This window comes from Williamsia deligens (genome assembly GCF_024171765.1).
In the GTDB taxonomy this organism is placed as follows: Bacteria; Actinomycetota; Actinomycetes; order Mycobacteriales; family Mycobacteriaceae; genus Williamsia_A; species Williamsia_A deligens.
Map to the genome: position 1 here is coordinate 2490875 of NZ_JAMTCI010000001.1, position 22967 is coordinate 2513841.

Annotated in this window: 24 protein-coding genes; 10 read left to right on the plus strand and 14 right to left on the minus strand. The window is 71.0% G+C overall.

Going from position 1 to position 22967, the window contains the following annotated elements:
- Positions 1-8: 8 nt before the first annotated feature.
- Positions 9-719, minus strand: a complete 711-nt coding sequence (locus tag LX14_RS11665) for a type 1 glutamine amidotransferase (RefSeq protein WP_253647356.1) — start codon at positions 717-719, stop codon at positions 9-11.
- A 77-nt stretch (positions 720-796) separates the two neighbouring features.
- On the opposite strand from LX14_RS11665, the gene LX14_RS11670 reads away from it, so the two are divergent.
- Together LX14_RS11670 and LX14_RS11675 are read left to right on the plus strand one after the other, a co-directional pair.
- Positions 797-2422 (plus strand): acyl-CoA dehydrogenase family protein, encoded by a 1626-nt coding sequence (locus LX14_RS11670; RefSeq protein WP_253647357.1) that lies wholly within the window; start codon positions 797-799, stop codon positions 2420-2422.
- Positions 2423-2575: 153 nt separating this feature from the next.
- Positions 2576-3490 (plus strand): NAD(P)/FAD-dependent oxidoreductase, encoded by a 915-nt coding sequence (locus LX14_RS11675; RefSeq protein ID WP_253647358.1) that lies wholly within the window; start codon positions 2576-2578, stop codon positions 3488-3490.
- 91 nt (positions 3491-3581) lie between these two features.
- Here LX14_RS11675 and LX14_RS11680 read toward each other — a convergent pair whose 3' ends face one another.
- Positions 3582-4040: a SixA phosphatase family protein gene (locus LX14_RS11680; RefSeq protein ID WP_253647990.1), complete on the minus strand. Its 459-nt coding sequence runs from the start codon at positions 4038-4040 to the stop codon at positions 3582-3584.
- A 17-nt stretch (positions 4041-4057) separates the two neighbouring features.
- Positions 4058-4354, minus strand: a complete 297-nt coding sequence (locus tag LX14_RS11685) for a hypothetical protein (RefSeq protein ID WP_253647359.1) — start codon at positions 4352-4354, stop codon at positions 4058-4060.
- Between the two features lie 147 nt (positions 4355-4501).
- Between LX14_RS11685 and LX14_RS11690 the strand changes: the two genes are divergently transcribed.
- From LX14_RS11690 to LX14_RS11700, 3 genes are read left to right on the plus strand one after another with little or no spacing between them, the layout of a single operon-like run.
- The gene (locus LX14_RS11690) at positions 4502-5404 is read left to right on the plus strand and encodes a DMT family transporter (RefSeq protein WP_253647360.1); all 903 of its coding nucleotides are present in this window, start codon (positions 4502-4504) and stop codon (positions 5402-5404) included.
- Positions 5405-5414: 10 nt separating this feature from the next.
- On the plus strand, positions 5415-6302 hold the full coding sequence (locus LX14_RS11695) for a DMT family transporter (RefSeq protein ID WP_253647361.1): 888 nt from the start codon (positions 5415-5417) through the stop codon (positions 6300-6302).
- Entirely contained in the window at positions 6299-7738 is a 1440-nt protein-coding gene (locus tag LX14_RS11700; protein WP_253647362.1) for a dihydrolipoyl dehydrogenase family protein, read from the plus strand. Before LX14_RS11695 ends, LX14_RS11700 begins: the two co-directional genes overlap by 4 nt.
- Positions 7739-7765: 27 nt before the next feature.
- Here the strand turns inward: LX14_RS11700 and LX14_RS11705 are convergent, their stop codons facing one another.
- The 3 genes from LX14_RS11705 to LX14_RS11715 all read right to left on the minus strand — a co-directional run bounded on the left by LX14_RS11705 (position 7766) and on the right by LX14_RS11715 (position 11237).
- Positions 7766-7981, minus strand: a complete 216-nt coding sequence (locus tag LX14_RS11705; protein WP_253647363.1) for a dodecin — start codon at positions 7979-7981, stop codon at positions 7766-7768.
- Positions 7982-8114: 133 nt separating this feature from the next.
- Positions 8115-9485, minus strand: a complete 1371-nt coding sequence (locus LX14_RS11710; protein ID WP_253647364.1) for an FAD-binding oxidoreductase — start codon at positions 9483-9485, stop codon at positions 8115-8117.
- A gap of 9 nt (positions 9486-9494) precedes the next feature.
- On the minus strand, positions 9495-11237 hold the full coding sequence (locus LX14_RS11715; RefSeq protein WP_253647365.1) for an AMP-binding protein: 1743 nt from the start codon (positions 11235-11237) through the stop codon (positions 9495-9497).
- A 128-nt stretch (positions 11238-11365) separates the two neighbouring features.
- Here LX14_RS11715 and LX14_RS11720 point away from each other — a divergent pair, with 128 nt between their 5' ends.
- From LX14_RS11720 to mmsB, 3 genes are read left to right on the plus strand one after another with little or no spacing between them, the layout of a single operon-like run.
- Positions 11366-12886 carry a CoA-acylating methylmalonate-semialdehyde dehydrogenase gene (locus LX14_RS11720; RefSeq protein WP_253647366.1) on the plus strand — a complete coding sequence of 507 codons (1521 nt, stop codon included), beginning with the start codon at positions 11366-11368 and terminating at the stop codon, positions 12884-12886.
- Positions 12883-14061: an acyl-CoA dehydrogenase family protein gene (locus LX14_RS11725; protein WP_253647367.1), complete on the plus strand. Its 1179-nt coding sequence runs from the start codon at positions 12883-12885 to the stop codon at positions 14059-14061. The genes LX14_RS11720 and LX14_RS11725 overlap by 4 nt, the downstream gene beginning before the upstream one ends.
- On the plus strand, positions 14058-14927 hold the full coding sequence (mmsB, locus tag LX14_RS11730) for a 3-hydroxyisobutyrate dehydrogenase (RefSeq protein ID WP_253647368.1): 870 nt from the start codon (positions 14058-14060) through the stop codon (positions 14925-14927). The genes LX14_RS11725 and mmsB overlap by 4 nt, the downstream gene beginning before the upstream one ends.
- On the opposite strand, the gene nicT is transcribed toward mmsB, so the two are convergent.
- Together nicT and LX14_RS11740 are read right to left on the minus strand one after the other, a co-directional pair.
- On the minus strand, positions 14908-15993 hold the full coding sequence (gene nicT, locus LX14_RS11735) for a Nickel transporter NicT (RefSeq protein ID WP_301283610.1): 1086 nt from the start codon (positions 15991-15993) through the stop codon (positions 14908-14910). The two genes, mmsB and nicT, sit on opposite strands and share 20 nt — an antisense overlap.
- A 188-nt stretch (positions 15994-16181) precedes the next feature.
- On the minus strand, positions 16182-16664 hold the full coding sequence (locus tag LX14_RS11740; protein WP_253647370.1) for a MarR family winged helix-turn-helix transcriptional regulator: 483 nt from the start codon (positions 16662-16664) through the stop codon (positions 16182-16184).
- 61 nt (positions 16665-16725) lie between these two features.
- Here LX14_RS11740 and LX14_RS11745 point away from each other — a divergent pair, with 61 nt between their 5' ends.
- A complete protein-coding gene (locus LX14_RS11745; RefSeq protein ID WP_253647371.1) occupies positions 16726-17094 on the plus strand; it encodes a VOC family protein in 369 nt (122 codons plus the stop codon).
- A gap of 12 nt (positions 17095-17106) precedes the next feature.
- Here LX14_RS11745 and LX14_RS11750 read toward each other — a convergent pair whose 3' ends face one another.
- The 6 genes from LX14_RS11750 to LX14_RS11775 form a co-directional block, all read right to left on the minus strand.
- Positions 17107-17610 (minus strand): MarR family winged helix-turn-helix transcriptional regulator, encoded by a 504-nt coding sequence (locus LX14_RS11750; RefSeq protein WP_253647372.1) that lies wholly within the window; start codon positions 17608-17610, stop codon positions 17107-17109.
- Positions 17611-17663: 53 nt separating this feature from the next.
- Positions 17664-18410 (minus strand): uracil-DNA glycosylase, encoded by a 747-nt coding sequence (locus LX14_RS11755; RefSeq protein ID WP_308214096.1) that lies wholly within the window; start codon positions 18408-18410, stop codon positions 17664-17666.
- Positions 18398-19207, minus strand: a complete 810-nt coding sequence (locus LX14_RS11760; protein WP_253647992.1) for a nitronate monooxygenase — start codon at positions 19205-19207, stop codon at positions 18398-18400. Before LX14_RS11760 ends, LX14_RS11755 begins: the two co-directional genes overlap by 13 nt.
- A 62-nt stretch (positions 19208-19269) precedes the next feature.
- Positions 19270-19767, minus strand: a complete 498-nt coding sequence (locus LX14_RS20970) for a DUF309 domain-containing protein (RefSeq protein ID WP_372505379.1) — start codon at positions 19765-19767, stop codon at positions 19270-19272.
- 62 nt (positions 19768-19829) lie between these two features.
- The gene (locus LX14_RS11770) at positions 19830-20381 is read right to left on the minus strand and encodes a hypothetical protein (protein ID WP_253647374.1); all 552 of its coding nucleotides are present in this window, start codon (positions 20379-20381) and stop codon (positions 19830-19832) included.
- An 89-nt stretch (positions 20382-20470) separates the two neighbouring features.
- The gene (locus LX14_RS11775; protein WP_253647375.1) at positions 20471-21637 is read right to left on the minus strand and encodes a citrate/2-methylcitrate synthase; all 1167 of its coding nucleotides are present in this window, start codon (positions 21635-21637) and stop codon (positions 20471-20473) included.
- A gap of 101 nt (positions 21638-21738) precedes the next feature.
- On the opposite strand from LX14_RS11775, the gene LX14_RS11780 reads away from it, so the two are divergent.
- Positions 21739-22935 carry a citrate synthase gene (locus LX14_RS11780; RefSeq protein ID WP_253647376.1) on the plus strand — a complete coding sequence of 399 codons (1197 nt, stop codon included), beginning with the start codon at positions 21739-21741 and terminating at the stop codon, positions 22933-22935.
- Positions 22936-22967 lie beyond the last annotated feature (32 nt).

Consider the following 22967-nt stretch of genomic DNA (forward strand, 5'->3'; position numbering starts at 1 on the left):
GAGGGGGGTCAGCTCTTGAGGAGCCTGCCGTCGAGGACGCCGTCGAGCAGGCGGGCACAGCGGGCGGCCAGAGGAGCGTGGTCCCCCTCGATACGGGCGGCGAGCTCGTCCACGTCGATCCCGAAGTCGCGCCGTACCTCGCGCTCGGACTCGCGGGTCCAGCCCATCCGCCACGCCGCGAACGAGTCGGCGGTGATCTCGGGGTGGAACTGCGTCCCGACGACGCGCCCCCGCACGAACGCCTGCAGGCCCGCGTCGTTGTGCGCCAGCCGGCGGGCACCCGGTGGCAGCGAGAAGTGGTCGAAGTGCCACTGCATCCACGGGCCGTCGTCGATCCACGACGCGGCCGCGCCCTCGGGGGTGACGTCGACGAAACCGACCTCGGGGTGCGGTGAGCGCTCGACGACCCCGCCGAGCACGCGGGACAGGATCTGCCCGCCGAAGCACACCCCGAGGGTGGGTGTCCCGGCGTCGACGACGCGGGCGAGGTAGGCGCGCTCGGGACCGAGCCACGACAGGGAGTCGTCGTAGGCGGAATCGACCGACCCCAGCACCACCACGGCCTCCACCGTCGCGGGATCGGGCAGGTCGTCGGAGGGGTGCACGACGAGGGGCGTGAGTCCCCGGGCCCGCAGCGCGTCGGCGAGCGACCCTGCCTCGATCCGACCGCGACCCCGGTCGTCCTCATGTGCCAGCACGAGCGCGGTGTTCGACGTCATCGGAGCCGAGCGTAGGGCCCGCCGGCGGGCGATGCCGGTGCTGGTGGGCGGGGCTGTGATGGGGGACACTGGCGCCCATGGCAGACACCCACACCGTGTTCAACCAGGTCCCGCCGTTCGTCGGGCACAACCCCGCCGATCACCCGGCGCTGTCCGAGGCACTGGTGCGCGAGGGCGGCGAGTGGGGGCTCGGTGAGGTGCAGGCGCTCGGTGCGCTCGCGGGTACCGAGGAGGCGATGCGGTGGGGCGAACTCGCCGACCGCAACCGTCCCGTGCTGCACACCCACGACAAGTTCGGCAACCGCGTCGACGAGGTCGAGTACGACCCCGCCTATCACCGGCTGATGGCGACGGCGACCGAGCACGGTCTGCACTCCGGCCCCTGGACCGATCACCGGCCCGGCGCGCACGCGGTGCGTGCGGCGAAGCTCGCGGTGTGGAACGTCGAGGCCGGCCACCTGTGCCCCATCTCGATGACCTACGCGGTGGTCCCGGCGCTGCGCCATGCGCCCGATCTCGCCGCCGTCTACGAGCCGCTGCTCACCACCCGTGACTACGACCCCGTCCTGGGCGTGCCGTCGGGCAAGCGGGCGTTGACCGCGGGCATGTCGATGACGGAGAAGCAGGGCGGATCCGACGTCCGCGCGAACCAGACCACCGCGACCCCGAACGGCGACGGCACCTACACGCTGGTCGGACACAAGTGGTTCACGTCGGCGCCGATGAGCGACTTCTTCCTCGCACTCGCCCAGGCGCCCGGCGGCCTGTCGTGTTTCTTCGTCCCGCGCGTCCTGCCCGACGGCACCCGCAACCGGATGCGGTTGCAGCGCCTCAAGGACAAGCTCGGCAACCATGGCAACGCGTCGTCGGAGATCGAATACGACGACGCCACAGGCTGGTTGGTCGGTGAGGAGGGTCGCGGTGTGCGCACCATCATCGAGATGGTCAGCCTGACGCGTCTCGACTGCGCCGTCGCGAGCGCGTCGGTGATGATGACCGGGCTGTCGCGTGCCATGCACCACGCACAGCACCGCAGCGCGTTCGGTGACTACCTCATCGACCAGCCGTTGATGCGAAACGTGTTGGCAGATTTGGCGATCGAGGCCGAGGCGGCGATCGCGGTGTCGATGCGGATGGCCGGTGCCACCGACGCCGCCGAGCGGGGCGACGAACGGGAGGGGCTGATCCGTCGGATCGGTCTGCCCGCCACCAAGTACTGGACGTGCAAGCGCGCGCCGGCGTTCGCGGCCGAGGCGATGGAGTGTCTCGGCGGCAACGGCTACATCGAGGACTTCGGCATGGCGCGGGTCTACCGCGAGGCGCCGCTCGCCGGGATCTGGGAGGGCAGTGGCAACGTCAGCGCCCTGGACATGCTGCGCGCCATGGCGACCGCGCCGAAGTCGGTGGAGGCCATCACCGACGAACTCGACTCCGCGCTCGGACTCGACGAGCGCTACGACGCGCACGTCGCGTCGATCAAGAAGCAGATCGGCGACATGGACAACATCGTCGTCGGGGCGCGCCGGCTCGCCGAGTCGCTGTGCGTCGGCCTGCAGGGGTCGTTGTTGCTGCGCCACGGGCATCCGGCGGTCGCCGAGGCGTTCGCGGCGACGCGCCTCGCCCGCGACTGGGGCAGCGCGTTCGGCACCCTGCCCGCCGGCCTCGACCTCTCGCCCATCCTGGAGCGCGCGCTGGTCAAGTGACCCCAGGCCGTCCACCCCGCGGCAATCCCACCCGTCGAGTGGGCGGTTGAAGACGTCCACTGGGCGCTTAAGAACGTCGACTGGGCGGTTGGAGACGTCGAGTGGGCGATCGAGATCCCTCGGCGACCCGGTGACCGTGGTTACGGTGGAGCCATGAGCAGCACGCGGGTGACCGTCGTCGGGGCGGGGATGTCGGGAGCGGCGTGTGCCGCGGAACTGGTGCGCGCCGGGGTCGACGTGCGTGTCGTCGACCGAGGCCGCGCCCCCGGCGGTCGGATGGCTTCACCGACACTGCACGATCGCCGTGTCGACACCGGAGCCGGGTACTTCACCGTGCGCGACAACGGCTTTGACGCGGTCGTCGACGGTTGGCGTGACCGGGGGCTCGCCCGTCCGTGGACCGACACGTTCGGGGTGCTCGCACCCGACGCGGCCCCGTCGACGAAGTCCGGACCCACACGCTGGGCCACCGACGGCGGTCTGCGGTCCCTGGTCCGCGACGTCATCGGGGACATCCCGGTCGAGACCGCATCGCTCGAGGAGCTCCCCGACGGCCACGTCGTCGTCGCCATGCCCGATCCGCAGGCCGCGCGGCTGGTCGAGGTGCCCGACGGCGTCGACTACGAGCCGGTCATCGCGGTGGTCGTCGGGTTCGACGGTTCGCTCGAGCTGCCGTTCGAGCACGCAGCGTTCGTCAACGACCACCCTGACATCGCCTTCGTCGCCGACGACGGCAGCCGCCGCGGTGACGCTGCGCCGGTGCTCGTCGCGCACACCACGCCGGACCGGGCTGGTCGGCACCTCGACGATCCCGACGCCGTCGTCCCGGTGGTGGTCGACGCGCTGCGCGGGCTGCTGGGCGTCGGTGAGCCCGCGTGGACCCACGCCCACCGGTGGACGTTCGCGAAGCCCGTCGGGCAGCACGACCTGTCGTGCCATGTCGCCGTCGACGGCGATCGGCTCATCGGGCTGGCCGGTGACCAGTGGTGTCCCGAGGGTGCGCCCCGCGTCGAGAGTGCCTGGCGATCGGGCGTCGATCTCGCCGCGGCTCTGCTCCCGCGACTCTGAGCGCCCAGTCGACGTCCCTAAGCGCCCACTCGACGTCTCCAAACGCCCAGCCGACGTCTCCAACCGCCCACTCGACGGTGTCAGCGGAGGGCTAGCGGGGGATGAACAGACCCTGGAAGCTTGCGGCGTCGTCGGCGCCACCGATGCGATCCCACGGCACCTGCACCGACAGCACCGCATAGGCGGAGGTGGGGAAGTGCCCGATCTCCGCACCGGGATCCAGCGCGCGGGCCGTCATCGGCATCCCCGGCTCGTGTCCCACGACGAGCACCGTCTGCGCATCCGCGGGGGCATGGGCGCGGACCGCCTCGAGGATGTGCTCGGGCATCCCGCCGTACACGTCCTCGACGAACGTGGTCGGCGCGGTCACGCCGGTCCGCTCGAGGGTCTGGCGTGTGCGCGTCGCCGTCGAACAGATCACGGCGTCGACCTCGATCCCGTCCCGGCGGAACCAGTCACCGGCCAGTGCGGCCTCGCGGCGACCGCGCTCGGCCAGTGGACGCTCGTGATCCGACACGCCGTCGGGGTAACCCGACTTGCCGTGCCGCATGAGCACCAGCGTTCGGGTCACGCGGAGCGACGCCGTTCACGACGAGATGCCGACGACCCGACGGCGGGGAGCCCGCGCAACGCCGACGCGGTCGCCCGCCAGGCCGACGCCTCCTGCTCGTGATGACAGGCGGTCTCATCGTCACCGCGATCCCGCGCATGGTCGGCCTCGGCGCGGAGTTCGACGTCCTCGTCGAGGCAGGAGGAGACCAGTTCCGCACGAGCGGCGACGTCGTCGAGGGCTGCGCGGATCTGCGTCTGCGACAGCGTCGCGAGCAGCTCCAGCTCGCGGATGAGGGCGCCGTCGTCATGCATGGCCCAACGGTAGGACGCCGGTCCGACACAGGGGAAACACCTGCCACGGCGCGGCGCGAATCCACCGGCTGAGAGTTGCGTGAGTTTTCCCCAGAACTGCCCCTCGTCCGGTGGGAACGACCCCCGCGGGCCAGTACCGTTGGCCGGATGCACCTGATCCTGCCCGCGGCCCTGGCCGTGGTGTCGGCGCTGCTGGTGGCCACCGGCACGCTGGTCCGGCAGCGGTCGTCGACGCCCTCGGGTGGCATCACCAGGAGGTGGTGGCTCGGTGTCGCCATCGCGGCGGCGGGGTTCGTCCTGCAGGCCGCCGCGCTCGGGCTCGGCACCCTGCTGCTGGTGCAGCCGCTCATCGTGTTGTCGGTGCTGTTCGCCCTGCCCATGGAGGCCCGCCTCGACCGCCGGCGACTCAGCTTCGCCGAGTGGAAGTGGGGCATCGTCCTCACGCTGTGCATCGCGGCGTTCGTGCTCATCACCATGCCGACTCCCGCGCACCGTGGGCTCGACGCCGGGGTGCTCGCCGGCACCATCGTGACCGTCGTGGCCGTGCTCGCAGGGTTGGTGGTCGCCGCACGCCTGGTGTCACCGCACTACCGCGCCCTGCTCTACGGGTCTGCGTCAGGTCTGCTGACCGGCGTCCAGTCCTTCCTGGTGAAGTCGGTCATGACCCAGTTCGGTGAGGGTCTCGTGCAGCCCTTCATCCACCCCGAGCTCTACCTGATCCTCGTCGTCGCGGCGGGGTCGGTGGTGTGCCAGCAGCTCGCGTTCGCCGCCCATGACCTGCAGACGTCGTTCCCCGCGATGACCGTGATGGAACCGGCCGTGGCCATGGCGCTCGGCGTCCTGCTGCTCGGCGAGCGGGCGCACGTCGACGTCGTCGAGGGTGTCGTCGTCGGCCTCGTGCTCATCACGATGGGCTTCGCGGTGGTGATCCTGGCGAAGTTCGCCGCCGAGCGGGAGACCGAGTTCGAGACCCACGCCGACGGCACCCACGGGGAGCGCGACCTGGCCGCAGGACCGTTGAGCTCTGCCGCCCCGCCGCCGGGCCGATAGCCTCGACACAGTGCACACGTGGATCCCCGCAGTCCTCGCGGTCGGCGCAGCGGCGCTGATCGCGCTGGGCACGGTGCTCCGTCAGCGGGCCTCCTGCACCACGGGGGGAGCGATGACCCCGATGTGGGCAGTCGGCGCCGCGGTGGCCCTCACCGGCTTCGGTCTGCAGGCCGCGGCGCTGGGCCTCGGGTCCATCCTGCTGGTCCAGCCGATCGTGGTCCTCGCCGTGCTGTTCGCCCTGCCCATGGAGGCCGTCGCCGACCACCGACATCCCACCCGCCACGAGTGGGCCTGGGGTGGTGTCCTCGTCGCCTGCGTCGGCGTCTTCCTGCTGCTGGCCGACCCGAAAGAGGTCGACCGCAGGCCGGACCACCTGCTGATCGTGGGCACCGTCGGGGCGATGATCGCCCTCGTCGTCGCCCTGGTCGTCATCGCCGAACGCGCCGACGACCACTACCGCGCCCTCTGTTACGGCCTGGTCGCGGGCACCCTGTTCGGCATCGGTGCCCTGCTCATCAAGGCCGTGGTCTACCAGGTGGTGCACGACCCGCTGTTCCTGTGGCAGCGCCCCGAGGTCTACCTGTTCGCGGTGGTCGCGGTCGGCGGCATCGTCGCGCAGCAGCGCAGCTTCGTCGCCGGGGAACTGCAGACGTCGTTCCCGGCGATGACGGTGATGGAACCCGCCGTCTCGATGGCCCTGGGCGTCGCGCTGCTCGGGGAGTCGGTGCGTGTCGGCTGGTGGCAGAACGGCGTGATGGTCGCGGCGCTGGCCGTGATGGTCTGCGCCGTCGTGGTTCTCGCGCGCATCTCGGCCGTCCGCGGAACCGGCGACGACGAGACCGCGATCGCCACCGAGCCGCTGACAAGTCCGGAAATCCGTAGCAGTCTGGGGCGATGACCGATTCCCCCGCCACCGAAGGCGCACGGACCGACACCTACGACGTGATCGTGCTCGGCGGTGGTGCGGTCGGTGAGGTGGCCGCGCAGTTCGCCGTCGCGAACTCCGATCGCACCGCGGCGATCGTGGAGAACCAGCTGCTGGGTGGCGAGTGCTCCTACTGGGCGTGCATGCCGAGCAAGGCGCTGCTGCGGCCGCTCGAGGTCGCGAACGCCGCGCGCCACCTCGACGGTGTGTCCGTCGCCGACGGGGTCGACGCGACCGCGCTCATGGCCCGACGCGACACCTGGGTCAGCCACTACTCGGACAGCTCGCAACGGAAGTGGGCCGCCGACACCGGGATCGACGTCGTCACCGGCACCGGCCGGCTCGCGGGGGAGAAGACGGTCGAGGTGAGCACCGGCGACGGCCCGCGCACCCTGCACGCCCGCCACGCGGTCATCGTCGCCACGGGCAGCACCGCGTCGGTCCCCGCGATGTTCGCCGACGTCGCCCCGTGGACGTCACGCGACGCCACCGGCGTCCGAGAGGTGCCCGAGTCGCTGATCATCATCGGCGGCGGGGTGGTCGCGTGCGAGGCGGCGACGTGGATGAACGCCCTCGGCAGCGCCGTCACCATGCTGGTCCGCAGCACCCTGCTCGGCACCCTCGACGACTTCGCGGGCGAGGCCGTCGCCGAGGCGCTGCGCAACGCCGGCGTCGAGATCCGGCTCGGCGTCGACATCACCGCTGCGAGCCGCGGGTCGGTCGACGAGGGCGGGGGAGCGACCGGCGTGCCGCACGGCGGACCGGTCACCGTGACCGTCGACGGGCAGGACATCACCGCCGCGGAGATCCTCGTCGCCGCCGGCCGTCATCGCACCGTCGACGACATCGGTCTCGACACCGTCGGCGTCACCGACCCGTCACACGTGTCCGCACCCGAGGGGTACGACGGCGTCGACTGGCTCTACTCGGTCGGTGACGCGTCGTTCGGGCCGATGCTCACCCACTGGGGCAAGTACCAGTCCCGCATCGTCGGGCAGCGGATCGCGGCGGTCGCCGAGGGGCGCACACCGACGACGGTCCCGGCCGCCCCGCCCGTGCCGCAGGTGGTCTTCACCGACCCGGAGGTCGCGTCGACCGGGCTGTCGGAGAAGGAGGCGCGCTCCGCCTACGACAGCGTCACGGTGATCACGAAGCCGATCACCGCGGCGGCGGGAGTCGGACTGCTCCGCGACGACGCGTCGGGGACTGCGCAGATCGTCGTCGACGACGCCACCCGCACGCTGGTCGGGGCGACGTTCGTCGGGCCCGAGGCGGGGGAGTTGATCCACGCGGCCACCGTCGCGATCGTCGGGAAGATCACCGTCGACGACCTGTGGCACGCCGTGCCCAGCTACCCGACCCCCGCCGAGATCTACCTCCGACTGCTCGAGGGGTACTTCGGGTACTGAGGTCGCCCGGCGACCCGGACCCGCCGGTCAGTCGCCGAGGCGGAAGCCGACCTTCAGCGTGACCTGGAAGTGCCCGATCTCGCCGTTCTCGATGTGCCCGCGGGTCTCGACGACCTCGAACCACTCGAGGTTGCGCAGCGTCTGGTTCGCCCGCGAGATCGCGGCGCGGATGGCGTCGTCGATGCTCGTCGTGGACGAACCGACGATCTCGGTGATGCGGTAGACGTTGTCGCCGGCGCTCATGGATGTCTCCTGACTCGTGGGTGGGCGTATCGCAGCTGACGCTATGCGGGCCCGACGCCGATCTCCCCGCTTTGCCGCGGCGTGATCGGATCGGAATACGCGCCGGTGTGCGTGACAGGGCCGCGGGGACGCGTCAGAACACCGCGCCCGGGTTGAGCAGGCCGTGGGGGTCCAGTGCGGCCTTCACCTTCCGGGAGATGTCCATGACGTCCTCGCCGACCTGGTTCGGCAACCACGGCTTCTTCAACCGGCCGACGCCGTGCTCACCGGTGATGGTGCCGCCGAGGCCGATCGCGAGGTCCATCACCTCGCCGAACGCGACATGGGCGCGCGCGGACTGATCGGCGTCGTCGGGGTCGAACACGATGAGCGGGTGGGTGTTCCCGTCGCCGGCGTGGGCGATCACCGAGATCATGACGTCCCGCGCGTCGGCGATCGCGGCGATCCCGTCGACGAGGTGGGGCAGCTTCGGCAGCGGCACACCGACGTCCTCGAGCAGCAGCGATCCCAGCTTCTCCACCGCCGGGATGGCCATCCGGCGCGCCACGGTGAACGCCTCACCCTCCTCCGGGTCGTCGGTGGAGAACACCTCGGAGGCGTTGTTCGCCTCGAACGCGTCGACGATGACGGCGATCTCGGCCGCGGCCGCCTCGCCGGGGGAGTCGCTCTGGGCGACGAGCAGGGCGCCGGCCCCGCGGTCGAGGCCCATCCGCAGGTGGTCCTCGACGGCGTTGATCGCCACCGAGTCCATGAACTCCAGCATCGCAGGTCGGATGGTGTTCGTGATCGCGAGGACTGCCTCGGTGGCGTCGTGCACGGAGGAGAAGCTGCCCACCACCGTCGACGCGGCCGGCTGGGGCGGCAGGAGGCGCAGGGTCAGTTCGGTGATGACGCCGAGGGTGCCCTCGCTGCCGACGAACAACTTCACCAGCGACAGTCCCGCGGAGTCCTTGAGACGTGGTCCGCCGAGACGCACTGCCCGGCCGTCGGCGAGAACGACCTCCATGCCGAGGACGTAGTCGGTGGTGACGCCGTACTTCACGCAACACAGACCGCCGGCGTTCGTGGCCGCGTTGCCGCCGATCGAACAGATCTCGAACGACGAGGGGTCCGGCGGGTACCAGAGCCCGTGCTCGGCGACGGCGGCCTTCACCTCGGCGTTGAGCAGGCCGGGTTGCACTGTCGCGGTGCGCATCACGGGGTCGACATGGATGTCGCGCATCGCCTCGGTGGAGATGACGATGCACCCGTCGACACCGCTCGACCCACCCGACAGGCCGGTGCCTGCACCACGGGGCACGATCGCGACGGAGTTCGTCGCACACCAGCGCACGGCCGCGACGACGTCGTCGGTGCTGCGCGCCCGCACGACCGCCGACGGCATCCCCGCGTCGGGATCCAGCGCACGGTCCTGTCGGTACCCGGCGATGATGTCCGGATGGGTGATCACCGCGCCGTCGGGCAGGGCCGCGACGAGGTCGTCGAGTGCGATGGTGGCGGTCATCACACCAGGCTAACCGCGCCCCGCACCGGCCGGACGGACGTCGTCTTCCCGGAACTCCGCGACGTCGCCGGACACCTCGGCGGCCCGCAGCTCGACCCGGCGGATCTTGCCGCTGATGGTCTTGGGCAGCTCACCGAAGCTGATGCGCCGCACCCGCTTGTAGCCGGCGAGGTGGTCGCGGCTGTGCGCGAAGATCGCGGCGGCGGTGTCGGCGTCCGGCGACCACCCGGCCGCCAGGACGATGTACGCCTTCGGCACCGACAGGCGCACCTCGTCCGGGGCGGGGACCACCGCGGCCTCGGCCACGGCATCGTGTTCGAGCAGAACGGATTCGAGCTCGAACGGGCTGATCCGGTAGTCGCTGGACTTGAACACGTCGTCGGTCCGACCGACGTAGGTGATGTAGCCGTCGGCGTCACGGCTGCCGACGTCGCCGGTGTGGTACCAGCCGCCGGCCATCGCGATGGCGGTGCGGTCGGGGTCGCCGTGGTAGCCCACCATCAGCCCGAGTGGACGCCGATCGAGGCTCACGCAGATCTCGCCCTCGTCGACGCCGGACTCACCGGTGGCCGGATCCACCAGCCCGATCGTGTACCCCGGGCACGGCCGGCCCATCGACCCGTCCTTGATCGCCTGGCCCGGGGTGTTCGCGATCTGCACCGTGGTCTCGGTCTGCCCGAACCCGTCGCGGATGGTGACACCCCACGCGTCGCGCACGCGATCGATCACCTCGGGGTTGAGCGGTTCACCCGCACCGACGGCCAGTCGCGGCGGTGTGGTGAGTCGGCTGAGGTCGCTCTGGATGAGCATGCGCCACACCGTCGGTGGCGCGCAGAAGGTGGTGACACCGCACCGCTGCATCTGGGCCATCAGGGCCGCGGCGTCGAAGCGGGTGTAGTTGAACAGGAACACACACGCCCCGGCGTTCCACGGCGCGAAGACGTTCGACCACGCATGTTTCGCCCATCCCGGCGACGACACGTTGAGGTGCACGTCGCCCGGCTGCAGGCCGATCCAGTACATCGTCGACAGGTGCCCGACGGGATACGACGCGTGCGTGTGTTCCACCAGCTTCGGGCGCGACGTGGTGCCGGAGGTGAAGTAGAGCAACAAGGTGTCGTCGGCGTGGGTGTCGTGCTCGACGAACCCCGTCGGGTTGGCGAGCGCGCCCGCGTCGGGGTAGGGGGTCCACTCCGGATCGGTCGTCGCGCCGACGGCGATGCGCGTGGGGGACCGGCCGTCGTCCAGGGAGGCGACGGCGTCGTCGATGGTGGCGGTCAGCTCGCCGCGCACGATGATGTGGTCCACGCCGCCGCGGCCGATCCTGTCGGCGGCGTCGGCCCGGGAGAGCTGGGTCGTCGCGGGGATGACGACGGCGCCGAGACGGATGGCGGCGAGCATGACCTCCCACAGCTCGACCTGGTTGGCGAGCATCAGCAGGATCCGCTCACCGGGCCCGACGCCCTGCTCGGCGAGCCACGCCGCGATGCGTACCGACCGGTCGCGCATCTGCGGGAAGGACCACCGGTCCTCGCTGCCGTCCTCCTCGACGAGCCACAGTGCCGGTCGATGGTCGTCGTCGCGCTCTCGCTCGGCGGCCAGAACGTCGAACCAGTCCCGCGCCCAGTTCCACCGGTCGAGCTGCGGCCAGGTGAACGCCGCGCGCGCCGCGTCGAGGTCGTCGGAGTTCTCGAGCAGGGCTGCGCGGGCCGCCCGGAACTGCTCGGTGGGATCGCTCGTGGGCATCGACATCTCCGCCTCGTCTCGACGTGCACGTCGTCGGCATCCGCCGACATTTACTAGGAGTTCCTAGTGTACGGTGAAGCGTGTCACTCCCGGAGCCGGTTCGCCGGTTCCCATCCTCGCGAGAAGGACCCTGTATGACCGCCGAGATCCCCCACTTCGTCGATGGTGTCCGCAGGGCCGGGACCTCGGGTCGCAGCGCCGACGTGATGAACCCCAGCACCGGTCAGGTGCAGGCGACGGTGCCGCTCGCGTCGACGGCGGAGGTCGCCGACGTCGTGGCGTCCTCGGTTGCCGCACAGCGGGTGTGGGCAGCGTGGAACCCGCAGAAGCGGGCGCGGGTGATGATGCGTTTCGTCGATCTCGTCAACCAGAACGCCGACGAGCTGGCGGAGCTGCTCTCGATCGAGCACGGCAAGACCATCGCCGACGCCCACGGCGACATCCAGCGCGGTGTCGAGGTGATCGAGTTCGCGATCGGCATCCCGCATCTGCTCAAGGGCGAGTTCACCGAAGGCGCCGGCACCGGCATCGACGTCCACTCGGTGCGTCAGCCGCTCGGTGTGGTCGCGGGCATCACGCCCTTCAACTTCCCGGCGATGATCCCGCTCTGGAAGGCCGGGCCCGCGCTGGCGTGCGGCAACGCGTTCATCCTCAAGCCCAGCGAGCGGGATCCGTCGGTCCCGGTGCGTCTGGCCGAGTTGTTCCTCGAGGCGGGTCTCCCCGCGGGCGTGTTCCAGGTCGTCCACGGCGACAAGGAGGCCGTCGACGCGTTGCTGGAACACCCCGACGTGCAGGCGCTGGGGTTCGTCGGGTCCTCCGACATCGCGCAGTACATCTACTCCACCGCCGCGGCGCACGGGAAACGGTCGCAGTGCTTCGGCGGCGCGAAGAACCACATGATCATCCTCCCCGACGCCGACCTCGATCAGGCCGTCGACGCGTTGATCGGCGCCGGCTACGGCAGCGCCGGTGAGCGGTGCATGGCGATCAGCGTCGCGGTCCCCGTCGGCGAGGAGACCGCGAACCGTCTGCGGGACAGGCTCGTCGAGCGTGTGACGGCGTTGCGGGTCGGGCACAGCCACGACCCCAAGGCCGACTACGGCCCCCTGGTGAGTGCCGCTGCGCTCGAGCGGGTGCGCGACTACATCGGCCAGGGTGTCGACGCCGGGGCGGAACTCGTCGTCGACGGTCGCGATCGCGCCGCCGACGACCTCACCTTCGGTGACGCGGCACTCGAGGCCGGGTATTTCATCGGCCCCACCCTGTTCGACCACGTGTCGAAGGACATGAGCATCTACACCGACGAGATCTTCGGTCCGGTCCTGTGCATCGTGCGCGCCGGCGACTACGAGGAGGCGCTGGCGCTCGCCTCGGACCACCAGTACGGCAACGGTGTCGCGATCTTCACCCAGGACGGCGACGCCGCCCGCGACTTCTGCGCGCGGGTCCAGGTCGGCATGGTCGGCGTGAACGTCCCGATCCCGGTGCCGGTCGCGTACCACACCTTCGGCGGCTGGAAGCGGTCCGGCTTCGGCGATCTCAACCAGCACGGGCCCGCGGCGATCCAGTTCTACACCAAGGTCAAGACGATCACGACGCGCTGGCCGTCGGGCATCAAGGACGGCGCCGAGTTCGTCATCCCCACGATGCAATGACCGCCGTCGCCGACGCTCTGAGCAGCTCCGAACGCGTCATCGTCGACACCGCGGCGGCGTTCGCGGCGAAGCGGATCGCGCCGAATGCGCTGGCGTGGGACGAGGACAAGCACTTCCCTGTCGACGAGCTGCGTGCAGCCGCCGAACTGGGCATGGCGGCGATCTACTGCCGCGAGGAGTTCGGCGGCAGCGGCCTGACCCGGCTCGACGGTGTCCGCATCTTCACCGAGCTCGCCGCCGCCGACCCCACCACGGCGGCATTCCTCTCCATCCACAACATGGCCACCTGGATGGTCGACGCCTACGGCACCGACGAGCAACGGGCCCAGTGGGTTCCGCGGATGGCGACCATGGAACTCGTCGCGAGCTACTGCCTGACCGAGCCTGCGGCCGGGTCGGACGCAGCGGCGTTGCGGACCCGCGCGGTCCGCGACGGCGACGAGTTCGTCCTGAACGGCGTGAAGCAGTTCATCTCCGGCGGCGGCGTCTCCGACGTGTACGTCGTCATGGCGCGCACCGGCGGCGACGGACCGGGAGGGATCTCGACCTTCGTCGTCGAGAACGGGACGCCCGGACTGTCGTTCGGCGCGCAGGAGAAGAAGATGGGCTGGCACGCCCAGCCCACGGCGGCCGTGATCTTCGACGACGTCCGGGTCCCCGCGGCGAACATGCTCGGTGGCGATGCCGGGGAGGGCACCGGTTTCCGGATCGCGATGAACGGTCTCAACGGCGGCCGGATCAACATCGCGGCGTGCTCCCTCGGTGGGGCGCGCGCGGCGCTGGAGCGTTCTCGCGCCTACCTCCACGAGAGGGAGGCGTTCGGCGGCAAGCTCATCGACGAGCCGACCATCCGCTTCACGCTCGCGGACATGGCGACCGACGTCGAGGCCTCACGCCTGATGCTCGCCCGCGCCGCGGCCGCTCTCGACGCCGACGATCCCGACAAGGTCACCGCCTGCGCGATGGCCAAGCGGTTCGTCACCGACCACTGCTTCGCTGTCGCCGACCAGGCGTTGCAACTGCACGGCGGCTACGGCTACCTGCACGACTACGGCCTCGAGAAGATCGTCCGCGACCTGCGGGTCAACCGGATCCTCGAGGGCACCAACGAGATCATGCGCATGGTCATCGGACGGGCCGTCGCGAAGGACGCAGCAACCGGAGGTGCACGATGACCACCATCGCCTTTCTCGGACTCGGCAACATGGGTGGCCCGATGGCGGCGAACCTCGTCGCGGCCGGCCACACGGTCCACGGCTACGACCCGGTGCCCGAGGCGGTCGCCCGCGCGCGGGAGGCCGGTGTCACCGTCGAGTCGTCGGTCGCCGACGCTGCGCGGGGCGCGGATGTCGTCGTGACCATGCTGCCCAACGGTGCACTGGTGTCGTCGTGTTACGACGAGATCCTCGGTGTCGTGGGACCCGGCACTCTGCTGATCGACAGCTCCACCATCTCCGTCGACGACGCCCGTGCGGTCAACGCCCGCGCCGCCGATGCCGGTCTCCTGCAGGTCGACGCGCCGGTGTCCGGCGGGGTGAAAGGTGCGACCGCGGGGACGCTCGCCTTCATGGTCGGCGGCACCGCGGAGGCGTTCGCGGCGGCACAGCCCGTCCTGGAACCGATGGCCGGCAAGGTGATCCACTGCGGCGACACCGGCAGCGGACAGGCCGCCAAGGTCTGCAACAACATGATCCTGGCCGCGCAGCAGATCGTCGTCGGCGAGGCGTTCGTCCTCGCCGAGAAACTGGGTCTGTCGGCGCAGTCGTTGTTCGACGTGGTCACCGGGGCCACCGGCAACTGTTGGGCGGTGCACACGAACTGCCCTGTCCCCGGGCCGGTCCCGGGGTCACCGTCGTCGAACGACTTCCGTCCCGGCTTCGCGGCGGCACTCATGGACAAGGATCTCGGTCTCGCGATGGCCGCGGTCGAGTCCACCGGGGCGCGGGCGCCCATCGGTGCGCATGCGGCCGAGATCTACGCGGAGTTCGCCCGCGACAACGGACAGCGCGACTTCAGCGCGATCATCGAGACCCTGCGCTGACCGGGATGTCGGCGTAGCGCTGCTCGACCCGGGCGATCTTCCAGTAGGCCACCGCCGAGGCCCAGGCCACCGCGAACATGACGACTACACCGATGCCGACGGTGTTCAGGTCGATCCCGCTGATCCAGTCGGTCAGTGGATCGACCATGCCGAGGTCGTCGTGCAGCACCGAGATCAGCTCGATCGACCCGATGATCACGGCGACGGCGATCGACAACACGGTGATGGTCAGGTTGTAGTAGATCTTGCGGATCGGGTGGGCGAACGCCCAGTCGTAGGCGACGTTCATGAACAGCCCGTCGAGCGTGTCCATCAGGCTCATCCCGGCCGCGAACAGCAACGGCAGCACCAGGACCGCGTACCAGGGGAGTCCGGCGGCGGCGCCGGTCCCGGCGAGGGCGAGCAGTGCCACCTCGGTCGCGGTGTCGAAGCCGAGGCCGAACAGGATGCCGACCGGGTACATCTGCGCGGCGTGGGTGATGCGCCGCATGACCGGCCGCAGGATCCGCGCGAGGAACCCGCGCCCGTCGAGGGCGGCGTCGAGCTCGTCGGCCGAGAACGTGCCGTCGCGCAGGCGCCGGAACACGTGCCAGATGCCGATCAGGGCGACGATGTTGATCGCGCCGATCACGTAGAGGAAGCCGCCGGAGGCGAGTGTGCCCGCGACGCCGAGCCCGTGGCGGACCGACGAGCCCTCGTCGAGGAGTGCGTTGGCGGCGTGGGCTCCGGCGACGACGAGCGCGGCGAGGACGAACACGATGGTGGAGTGCCCCATCGCGAACCAGAAGCCCACCGACTTCGGCTTCTTCCCGTCCGCCATGAGCTTGCGGGTGGTGTTGTCGATCGCCGCGATGTGATCGGCGTCGAAGGCATGTCGCATGCCGAACACGTAGGCGGTCAGCCCCAGGCCGACACCGAACACCGCCGTCCCCGCCATGTAGTGGTGGGGTGCGATGGCGAAGATCAGCACACCGAACCCGACGAGGTGCATGACGGCGACGACACCGAGAAGGCCGGACGCCTGCCACCAGTCGCGGCGGGTCCAGGAGGCGAGGATCGAGGTCATGGAGGGGGGTGCGGTGGTCACCGGCACGAGCGTCTCGCTTCTGGGGAGCATCGCGTCCCCGTGGAGCTGATGACGACGTCGCAGGTCTGACTCCCGGCGCCGCAGACGGCACCGGACACAGTGGCGCGACCGCGCCGGATTCCCACCGGCTTCCACGACTGACGTCCGAACTCTCGGACAGTAGCCCCTCAGCCGGCCGGTGGTGCCGCGTCGCCTCCGGTTGTCCGATCCGCGGTGAGCGACCGCACCATGGTCCGCAGGATGCGCTCGGCCTGAGTGCGGTCCTCCGCGCCGAGGTCGGCCAGCATTCGCAGTTCCACCGATCGGACCGCCGCGCTGGCCTTGTCGAGCAGGCGACGGCCGCCGGGGGTGAGGCGGGTGGGCAGGGCCCGGCCGGCAGTGGGGTGGTCGGCGCGGGTGACGACGCCGTCGCGCTCGAGTGCCTGGAGCAGCACGTTCATGGACTGTCGGGTGACGAACGCCCCACGTGCGAGATCGGAGTTGGACAGGCCCGGGCGCTGGGCGAGCAGCTCCATGCAGGAGTACTGCGTGATCGTCATCCCCAGCGGACGCAGCACGTCCTCCATCGCGGTGCGCAGCGCCGCCGAGGCCTGCTTGAGCAGGTAGCCCACCGACACCGACAGGTCGATCCGGTCCGCCTCTTGACTCATGTCAGTATTCTGACATACTCGTTCATGTCAGATAACTGACACACAACAGAGGAGTCCAGCGATGCCGGTCACCGGTCCCGATTTCATCTCCATCCAGGTGCGCGACCTCGATGCGTCCCAGGCCTTCTACGAACGTCACCTCGGTGTGGTCCGGTCCCCCGCGGGGCCGCCGCACGCGGTCGTGTTCGACACGAAGCCCATCGTCTTCGCCCTGCGGGACATCGCGCCGGGGACGGATCTCGACGCGGCGGCGCAGCCGGGTGTGGGATTGGCCCTGTGGCTGCACGCGACCGACGTGCAGGAGATCCACGATTCCCTGGCCGCCGACGGCGCGACGATCGTCGTCGACCCCTTCGACGGACCGTTCGGACGGACGTTCACGTTCGCCGATCCGGACGGCTATCACGTGACGCTGCACGACCGCGCCTGAGGCGGACCGACGTCAGAAGTCCCCGGCGCTGCGACGCAGCGACTCGATGATCTCGGCGAGTGTGGCGGCGTCGGCGTCGGAGATGCCGATGTCGGCGAACACGTCCCGGTTGAGGACCGCGGTCGCCTCCTCCACGGTGGAGCGTCCGATGTCGGTGATCTCCACGAGGGTGGTGCGGCCGTCGGTGGGGTGGGGGACCCTGCGCACCAGGCCCGCCGACTCGAGGCGGCGGATCGCGTGGGTGACGCTGGTGACGTGGACCTGCAGTCGCACACTGGCTTTGGTGATCGGCAGCGAGCCGCGACGGCTGAACGCGAGCAGGCGCAGGAGTTCGAAGCGGGAGAAGCTCAGATCGAAGGGGCGCAGTGCCGACTCCACGCGGGCGAGCAGGATCTGGTGCGCACGCATGACGGACGTGACCGCGACCATGCCGGACGTGACGTCACCCCAACCGGCGGCGTCCCAGTTGTCGCGCGCACGGGCGATCGGGTCGAACCCGGGTCCGTCAGCGACCATCGACACATCCTGTGACCATCGTCCCATTCTGGCCGACACGGGACGGTGGCCCGTCACAACCCGGCGAACTCAACGGCGGTTGAGAGGACGTCCTCGAGCATGGCGGGGGTGAGCCGTCCGGTGAAGGTGTTCTGCTGACTCACGTGATAGCACCCGAACACCCGCAGATCAGGCACGTCGTGTCCGGGGGCGGCCTGCAGGTCCACGAAGGCCCCGTGTCCGAACTTCGGCCGGGGGACCGGGATCGCGTAGCCGTGTCCCCGGAGCGCGGTCAGCGCCGCCTGCCAGCCGAAACCGCCGAGGGTGACGACGGCGCGGGCGGTCGGCGCGAGCAGGGTCAGTTCGCGGTCGAGCCAGTGGCCGCACTCGTCGCGCTCGGCCGTCGTGGGCTTGTTGTCCGGCGGCGCGCAGTGCACCGGCGCGGTGATGCGGACACCGCGCAGCTCGAGTCCGTCGTCGGCGGACACCGCCGTCGGCTGGTTCGCGACCCCGACGGCGTGCAACGCGGCGAACAGCACGTCGCCGCTGCGGTCGCCGGTGAACATGCGACCGGTCCGGTTGGCGCCGTGGGCCGCCGGCGCCAGGCCGACGATGATGAGACGCGCGTCGTGGGGGCCGAGTCCGGGAACCGGCCTGCCCCAGTAGGTCTGGTCGGCGAACGCCCGACGCTTCTCGCGCGCGACGCGTTCACGCCACTCGACGAGTCGGGGGCAGGCTCGACAGTCGACGAGCGCGGCGTCCAGGGCGGCGATGTCGGGTGCAGCCGCTGCGGCTGTCGCCGGCCGGATCACGACGACCACCGGCCCAGCAGCTCCGCGGCACCCGTCGTGAGATCGGCGAGGACGTCGGCGGCCGGACGGGGTGCTCCGACCATCCCGACGCCCTGTCCGGCGTCGACCGGGGACGAGTCCGCTCCGGCGGAGGAGATGACCCGTTGGGGGAGGTGCTCGGGCCACGGGAAACCCGCGGCGTGATCGAAGCGGGTGGTGACCTCGGTCGTGGTCTCGTCGGCTGCGGCCAGGACCGCTCGGGTGCGGTCGTCGGCGAGGGACTCGGTGCAGGCGCTGAACAGCGTGCCGATCCAGGCGCCCGCCGCGCCCGCGGCGAGCACGGCCGCCAGTCCCCGCGCCGAGGCGACACCGCCGGCCGCCAGGACGGGGATGTCGAGCGCGTCGAGGACGGCGCAGAGCAGGGGCAGGGCGCCGACCTGCGGCCCGCCGTGACCGCCGCCCTCGAGCCCCCGCGCGACGACGACGTCGACGCCCGCGTCCTGTGCGCGGAGCGCCTCGGCGACCGTCGCGACCTGCGTCGTCGTCGTGATGCCCTCCGATCGTGCGGTCGCCACCCAGTCCAGATCGCCGCCGAAGCTGACGCTGAGCAGTGTGGGATGCGCGGCGATCGCCGTTCTCAGCAGGTCGGGGTCCTGACGCATGCGCCAGTCGACGAGGCCGACGCCGACGGGGCGGCCGCCGGTGTCGAGCAGGGCCAGCTCCGCCGACAGCCGTTCCGCCGAACCGGTGCTGCCCATGCCGACCATCCCGAGGCCGCCGGCTCGGCTGATCGCACCCGCGAGGGCACCGCCCGCGGCGCCACCCATCGGCGCGCAGACGATCGGCGTGGTGAGGCCGACCGATTGCGACCAGTCGGTGTGCAGGCCCGTCACCGTGAGACCCGACGCAGTCGGGGCGAGGAGAGTTCGACCGCGTCGTCGACGCGATCCAGCGTCGCGAGCGAGTCGGCGACCCACGTGCACAGACCGGTCACGTCGATGTCCTCCGGTGGGCTGTCGAACGGTGCGATCGCATCGCGTCCGCGCAGGAGGAGTCGTCGCGCGCCCACGGTGTTGCCCCGCGCGGCGTGCGTCGCGCCGACCGCGAGCTGGGCGAGACCCTTCCACAGGGCTCGTTCCTCGTCGGGGGCCAGTTTCCATGTGGCCTCGAGGATCTCGTGGGCGCGGAACGGCCAGCCGGTGTCCAGCAACTCCTGTGCCAGTGCCAGCGATCCGGGGGCGGTGAGCGTGACGTCGTCACCCGGGCCGGGCGGGTCCTCTCCGATCGCCCCGTGGGGGAGCGGGCGGCCGAGGCGGTCACGTGGCCGGGCGTTGTGCGCGCGCCCGTGCTCGTCGCGGTCACGGTGGGTCGTGTGGCGGTCGTTCACCCTCACCTCGCGCTCGTGTCGGGTCCGGACTCCTCAGGGTGTCACGGCCGCCCGCGTCGAGATCAGCGCAGGGCCCGCCGCGCCTCCGGCCAGAACGCGGTGCCCGCGATCGCCACGCCGCCGGCACCGATGATCGTGACGGCGGCATCGACGCTCTCGCGGCCCTGCTGGGACCAGTAGACGTCCTCGAGATCGAGGAGCAGCGCCAGTTCGTCGACGATGAGCGCTGTCCCCACCCCGTAACTGATGGCGGTGAGCGGGTGGCGCCGGTGGTGTTCGGCGCCGCGGACGGCGATCGCGCCGACTCCGCCGAGCATCGCGATCCCGATGTTGTAGTGGTGGAAGTGCTTCCCGTGGACACTCATCCCGCCGCCCGAGGGCCCGTGTCCGGCCCTGATCCAGTGGGTCAGTGCCCGGACCGCCGCGAACGTGACCGTGAACGACGTCCACGAGAGCAGCGCCGACTGCTGTCCCGGGTCGAGCGAGCGGCGCCACGCCCGACGGAGGCGATGCGCTCGCGCGCGACTCGCCGTCAGGTCCGCGTCGCCGGGTGCGCCGTATCGGCGAGTTGATACAGCGTCGTCGGGATGGTCGTGGGGTGGTTCCTCCTGCATGCCCACGACGATGGCAGGCCGTGGACGCCCCGCCCACCGGGTTTGCCGCATACGGCGCGACGGGATCGCCCGCGGTCAGGACAAATCCGTCAGACCGGCTGATCCACGGGTGGGCCCACGTAGGTCGCCCGGGGTCGGATGATGTGCCGGTCGCGGGACTGTTCGATCACGTTCGCCGTCCACCCGACCACGCGACTGACCGCGAAGGTCGGTGTGAACATGTCCCGGGGGAGGCCACAGCGGTCCATGACGACGCCCGCGTAGAACTCGACGTTCGCGTAGCGGGGACGGTCGGGGCGGGCCTCGGCGAGGACCTCGACCACGGCGCGCTCGGCCTCCACCGCGACCTCGACCATCGGTCCTCCGAGACCCTGCGCGACCTCGCGCAGGAGGTCCGACCGCGGGTCGCGGGTGCGGTAGACGGCGTGGCCGAACCCCATGAGTCGACGGCCGGCGTCGAGCTCGTCGCGGGCCCAGTCGCGGCCGACCCCGCCGACGTCGGCGGGTGTCATCCCCGGCCCGCCGCGGGCGACGATCGCGTCGAGCGCATCCAGCGCGCGGTCGGGTGCGCCACCGTGCAGCGGACCCGAGAACGCCCCGAGTGCGCCACACAGGGCGGCGGGCAGGTCGGCACCGGTGGACGCGATCACCCGCGCGGTGAAGGTCGACGCGTTGAAGCCGTGCTCGATGGTGGCGATGAGGTACTGCTCGACCGCCCGCGCCTCGTCGGCGGGAGCGACCGCACCGGTCACGGCGTGCAGCCAGTGGCCCGCGGTGTCGAGGTCGTCCCGGGGCGTGACCGGCGCGAGACCGTGTGCGGCGCGGTGCACGGCGCCGAGGATGGTCGGGACCATCGCGCAGAGTCGGATCCCGTCGCGACGTCGCGTCTCCTCGTCGCTGTCCCACATGGGGCCGAACTCCTGGTGCGCGGCCAGCGCCGAGAGGACCGTCCGCAGATCGGCGAGGGGACGCCGGCGGTCGCCGGATCGCGCCACCGTGTGTGCGAAGTCCAGGATCTGCGCGTCGACGACGCGTGCCCGACGGATCTCCTGGGTGAACGCATCCAGTTCGCCGGGATCCGGCATCCGCCCGTGGACGAAGAGGAACCACACCCGCTCGAAGGTCGACGACCGTGCGAGCTCCGTCGCCGGGTACGGCCCGTAGTGGTAGAAACCCTCGTCGCCGCGGACGTCGCCCAGCTCGGTGCGGGCCACGGAGATGTCCGCGAGTCCCGGTGCCGCATCGATGAGTGTCATAACCGCATCCGCATCCGTGTCCGTTGTCGTTGCACAGGGACTAGATTCGGCCCGGACGGAGACACCGTCAACGTTGATCGGATCAACATCGGAGGCCGCCGGTGACGCGTCGACACACACGTCGCTGGCCCGAGGCGCTCCACCTCGACGGGCGCGCGTACTTGACGACGGCGCAGACCGCGCGGGTGTTGGGTGTCCGCCCGGCGACGCTGTACGCGTACGTGAGCCGAGGACTGCTCACCAGCGTCCGGATCGAGGGCATGCGCGGCACCCTCTACGCGGTGGCCGAGGTCGAGGCGTTCGCGCGGCGCACCGAACGCCGTCCCCCCGCGGGGATCGTCGAGAGGATCCGTACCGAGCTGACGCTGATCGAGGACGACGAACTCTGGTACCGCGGCCGCCGTGCGAGTGACCTCGCCTGGGACCGCGACGTCACCGATGTCGCTGCGCTGCTGTGGGATACGCCGTGGCCTGCCGTGCGGCCATCCCCGGTGACGGTGCCCGCCGGCCGCCGCGGACTCGACGTCATCCGCCTCGTGGTGGACGAGCTCGGTGCTCGCGACCCCGACCGTCAGGGCACCTCGACTGAGGAACGCGTCTGGGCTGCGGCCCGGATCATCGAGAGCGCGGTCGAGTCGATGCCGCTGGTCGGCCCCGCCGCCGCGCGTGATGCCGCTCTGGCGCGGCGCCTCTGGCCACGCCTGTCACCGATGGCCGCGACCCCGAAGCGGGTGGCGTTGTTGAACGCCGCGCTGGTGCTGCTGGCCGATCACGACCTGTCGGCGGGAGCCGTCGCGGCGCGGGTGGCGGCCAGTTCGCGGGGAGGTGTGCACGCCGTCGTGTCCGCGGGGCTCGGTGCGTTCGACGGACCGCTCCACGGCGGGGCGACCGCGGCGGCGCAGCAGTTCGTCGCGGAAACAGTGGAATGCGGCAGCGATGCGGCGACGGTGCTCTCGACCCGGGACGGCCTCCCGGGGTGCGGTCACGTGGTCTACCGCACCCGTGATCCTCGCGCGGAGGCGTTGTTCGGCGCACTCGAATCCGAGGGCATGCCCGCAGGTTTGAGCGTGGCCGTCGGCGCGATCCGTGCGGAGGCTTCGGCTCGCTCCTCCCCGGCGACCTCCGACCTCGCGCTCGCCGCGATCGCTCTGCGCTACCGCATGGTGCCCGACGCTGCGACCACCGTCTTCGCACTCGCACGCATCGTCGGGTGGGTCGCCCACGCTCTCGAGGAGTACTGCGAGGCGCCGCTGCGATTCCGACCCGAGGGTGTGTACGTCGGCATCCGGCCGACGTGAGGCGGCGGCCCACTCTGTGGAGTTGTCAAACA